Here is a 4440-nt window from a genome sequence, read left to right on the forward strand (position 1 = left end):
CTGCATCCCCTGGGGTCGGCCGACGACCACGCCTACGTCATCAACGACGCCGGCATCACCACCCTGATCGTCGACCCGATGTTCACCGAGCGCGCGTTGGCCTTGCTGGAGAAGTGCCCCGGGCTGAAGCAGGTGCTCACCATCGGGCCGGTGCCCGAGCCGCTGGCCGAGCAGGGCCGAGACCTGGTCACCGAGGCGGCGTCGTACGCACCCCGGCCGCTGGCCGCGAAGCTGCTGCCGCCCGACCACATCGTCTCGATCGCCTACACCGGCGGCACGACCGGCAAGCCCAAGGGGGTGATCGGCACCGCCCAGACCATGGCCACGATGACCCAGGTGCAGCTCGCCGAGTGGGAGTGGCCGGAGGCCCCGCGCTTCTTGATGTGTACGCCGCTGTCGCACGCCGGGGCCGCGTTCTTCGCACCGACCGTGGTCAAGGGCGGTTCCCTGTACGTGCTGTCGCGGTTCGACCCGGCCGAGGTGCTGCGGACCATCGAGGAGCAGCGGATCACCGCGACCATGCTGGTGCCCTCGATGCTCTACGCACTGCTCGACCACCCCGACTCCCGGACCCGGGACCTGTCCTCGCTGGAGACGGTCTACTACGGCGCCTCTGCCATCAACCCGGTCCGGCTGCGGGAGGCCATCGACAGGTTCGGGCCGATCTTCGCGCAGTACTACGGCCAGTCCGAGGCCCCGATGGTCATCAGCTACCTGGCGAAGGGCGAGCACGACGAGAAGCGGCTCTCCTCGTGCGGCCGCCCCTCCGCACTGCTGCGGACCGCGCTGCTCGGCGAGGACGGGTCCCCGGTCCCGGTGGGGGAGCCCGGAGAGATCTGCGTGGCCGGCCCGCTGCTCGCCGGGGGCTACTGGAACCTCCCCGACGAGACCGCCGAGACCTTCCGTGACGACGGCTGGCTGCACACCGGTGACATCGCGCGAGAGGACGAGGACGGCTTCTGGTTCATCGTCGACCGCACCAAGGACATGATCGTCACCGGCGGGTTCAACGTGTTCCCCCGGGAGGTGGAGGACGTCGTGGCAGAGCACCCGTCGGTCGCGCAGGTGGGCGTCATCGGGACGCCCGATGAGCGATGGGGCGAGGCGGTCACGGCGATCGTCGTCCTGCGCGACGACGTACCGGCCGACCAGGAGTCGGTCGCGGCGCTGACCGCCGAGGTGCAGGCGCTGGTCAAGGAGCGCAAGGGAGCGGTCCAGGCGCCGAAGCGCGTGGTCGTGGCCGACTCGCTGCCGCTGACCGGCCTCGGGAAGCCGGACAAGAAGGCGCTGCGGGCGCAGTACTGGGACGGCGACCGCGCGATCGGCTGAATCCCGGGCCGGGGCGGCCTAGCCTGAACCCCATGCCCTTCCGCAACGGCCCCCACGGGTATGGCCTGGTCACCAAGTGCCTGCACTGGGTGACCGTGGCGGCACTGGTCGCGCAGTTCGTCGTGGGTTACCTGATGCTCAGGGTCGACGGCGAATTCGAGGAGACCGAGTGTGACCAGCCGTCCGACGGGCTGCAGCAGCAGTGCGAGGAGCGGCAGGAGGTTCTCGAGGCGCGCGCCGACGACCCGCTGGGCACGGCGTACTCGGACCTGCGGTCCGGAGACATCCTCGGTGGAGGGCTCAGTCTCCCCGAGGTCCACGTGCTGCTCGGGCTGCTCGTGCTCGTCCTCGCCGTGAGCCGAGTGGTCTGGCGCCGGGCGGCCGGGCTGCCGCCGTGGGCGGAAGGCCTTTCGGCAGGGGAGCGGACGCTGGCGCACTGGACGGAGAAGGCGCTGCTGGCGATGCTCTTCCTGATCCCCGTCACCGGCATCGCGCTGGTGCTCGTGAGCTACGACCTGCTCCCGCTTCACATCGCGGCCCACCTCGGGTTCTTCGCGACCATCGCCACCCATCTCGGGCTGGTGCTCAAGCACCAGCTCCTCGACCGGGACCGGCTGGTGTCCCGCATGCTCTGAGGGGTCAGGTGCCGGTGAACTCCGGGGTCCGCTTCTCCAGGAACGCCTTCGGACCCTCCCTGGCGTCGTTGGAGGCGAAGACGGCCGCGCCGACCTTCGCGTCGTCCGCCCAGCACTCGTCCTCGTGCCGGCCCTCGGAGTCCCGGATCGTCTTCAGCACGGCCTGGACGGCCAGGGGCCCGTTGGCCGCGACGAGACCGGCGATCTCGTGGGCCTTCTCCAGTGCGGTTCCGTCGGGTACGACGTGCCCGATGAGGCCGAGCGACAGCGCCTCCGGCGCCTTGATGTGGCGGCCGGTCAACAGCAGGTCGGCGGCCACCGTGTAGGGGATCTGGCGGGGGAGCCGGACCGCGGAGCCACCGAGCGGGTAGAGCCCCCAGCGCGGCTCGGAGACGCCGAACCGCGCGGACTCCCCGGCCACCCGGATGTCGGTCGCCTGGAGGATCTCGGTCCCTCCCGCGATCGCCGGGCCCTCCACCGCCGCGATCAGCGGCTTGGTGAGCCGGAAGCCCTTGAGGAGCGACTTGATCACCGAGGGGTCGAACTCCCCGGACTCGAACCGATCGGTGGGGGCGGACCTGCTCATCGCGGCCAGGTCCGCGCCGGCGCAGAACGAACCGCCGGCACCGGTCAGGATCGCCACCCGGACCGCGTCGTCGGAGTTCACCCGGTCCCACGCCTCCGCCATGATCTCGAGCATTTCCCCGGACAGCGCGTTGCGCTTGTCGGGCCGGTTCATGGTCACGACCAGGGTGTGGTCGACCAGCTCGACCAGGCAGTGCGGCTCGGCGCCGGAGGGGGTGTCCGTCATGGAGGACGATGCTAGCCAAAAACAAGAACGTGTTCTAGTCTCGGGGCCGTGGCCCTGAACATCGCTGACCTCTTCGAGCACGCCGTCGACGTCGTCCCGGAGCGGTTCGCCATCCAGTGTGGTGACCGAAAGGCGACGTACGCCGACATCGAGGCCGAGGCCAACCAGCTGGCCCACTACCTGCAGAGCAGGGGCATCGGCCAGGGAGACCACGTCGGGATCTACGCGCGCAACAGCGTCGAGCACGTCGTGGCCCTGCTGGCCATCTTCAAGGTCCGCGCGGTCGCCATCAATGTGAACTACCGGTACGTCGAGGGCGAGCTCGACTACCTCTTCGACAACTCCGACATCGTCGCCCTGCTCTTCGAGCGCCGGTACGCCGACCGGGTGGCCACCTGCGCGCCACGGCACGACATGCTGCAGACGCTCGTGTCGATGCCCGACCCGACGGAGCCCGGGGAGGCGGACGACGAGCTCGCAGGGCTCGTCGCGTCGTCCGGCGCCGTCACCTGGGCCGAGGCACTCGACGGGCAGAGCGCGAGCCGCGACTTCGCAGACCGCAGCGACGACGACGTCTACATCGTCTACACCGGCGGCACGACCGGCTACCCCAAGGGCGTCATGTGGCGCCACGCCGACTTCTGGCGGGTGCTCGGCGGCGGCATCGACTTCATGACGGGCGAGGCCCTCGAGGAGTTCGACCAGTCAAAGCAGGCGGCCACCAACGAGGCGATGGTCACCTTCCCGCTCAGCCCCCTCATGCACGGCGGGGCCCAGGCCGCGACCCTGATGCACCTCTTCGCCGGCCACCTGACCATCGTCGAGCCGGGCTTCGACCCCGTCCGGACGTGGGAGATCGTCGACGCGGAGCAGGTACAGCTCATCTTCATGACCGGCGACGCGATGGCTCGCCCGCTGATCGAGGCCTACACCGAGGGGGACTTCGACGGCTCCTCGCTCGTCGCCGTCTCCAGCAGCGCGGCGATCTTCAGCCGGGAGGTCAAGCAGCGCTGGATGGCGGCCTTCCCCAACACCTTCTTCACCGACTCGGTGGGCTCCTCCGAGACCGGCTTCCAGGGCACCGGGCTCCAGGACTCCGAGAACATCAAGGGCGAGGGCTGTGTCGTGGCCCTCGGCCCGGAGTCGGTCGTGCTCGACGACGACAACCGGATCCTCGACCCGGCGACCAGTGTCGGGGCCGTCGGCCGGCTGGCCCGCGGGCGCAGCGTCCCCCTGGGCTACTACAAGGACGAGGAGAAGTCCGCGCGGACCTTCATCACCATCGACGGCACCCGCTACTCCGTGCCCGGCGACTTCGCCCGGATCGAGCCGGACCACAAGGTCACGCTGCTGGGCCGGGGCTCGAACTGCATCAACACCGGCGGGGAGAAGGTCTTCCCCGAGGAGGTCGAGATGGCGGTCAAGGCCCACCCCGACGTCTACGACGTGCTCGTGGTCGGCCTGCCCGACGAGCGCTACGGCCAGGCGGTCACTGCCGTCGTCCAGCCGCGGGAGGGCGCCGTACCCGACCTCGAGGACCTGCGCGCCTTCCTGCGCCAGTCGCTGTCCGGCTACAAGCTGCCCCGCGCGATGACCCTGGTCGACGAGATCCCGCGGCACGCGACCGGCAAGGCCAACTACCCCAAGGCGGCCGAGCTCGCCGGC

4 protein-coding genes are annotated in these 4440 nt (G+C 70.2%); 3 read left to right on the forward strand and 1 reads right to left on the reverse strand.

The window, feature by feature from the left end; all coding sequences use genetic code 11:
* Positions 1–1329, forward strand: a 1329-nt coding sequence (gene fadD8, locus VFN12_RS17385; protein WP_325120056.1) for a fatty-acid--CoA ligase FadD8, incomplete at its 5' end; no start/stop codon positions are given.
* A 32-nt stretch (positions 1330–1361) separates the two neighbouring features.
* A complete protein-coding gene (locus VFN12_RS17390; RefSeq protein ID WP_325120058.1) occupies positions 1362–1964 on the forward strand; it encodes a cytochrome b in 603 nt (200 codons plus the stop codon).
* Positions 1965–1968: 4 nt separating this feature from the next.
* Here the strand turns inward: VFN12_RS17390 and VFN12_RS17395 are convergent, their stop codons facing one another.
* A complete protein-coding gene (locus VFN12_RS17395) occupies positions 1969–2775 on the reverse strand; it encodes a crotonase/enoyl-CoA hydratase family protein (protein ID WP_325120059.1) in 807 nt (268 codons plus the stop codon).
* 48 nt (positions 2776–2823) lie between these two features.
* Here VFN12_RS17395 and VFN12_RS17400 point away from each other — a divergent pair.
* On the forward strand, positions 2824–4440 hold a 1617-nt coding region (locus tag VFN12_RS17400; protein WP_325120061.1), incomplete at its 3' end, for an acyl-CoA synthetase.

Source organism: Nocardioides sp. (assembly GCF_035703625.1).
GTDB lineage: Bacteria > Actinomycetota > Actinomycetes > Propionibacteriales > Nocardioidaceae > Nocardioides.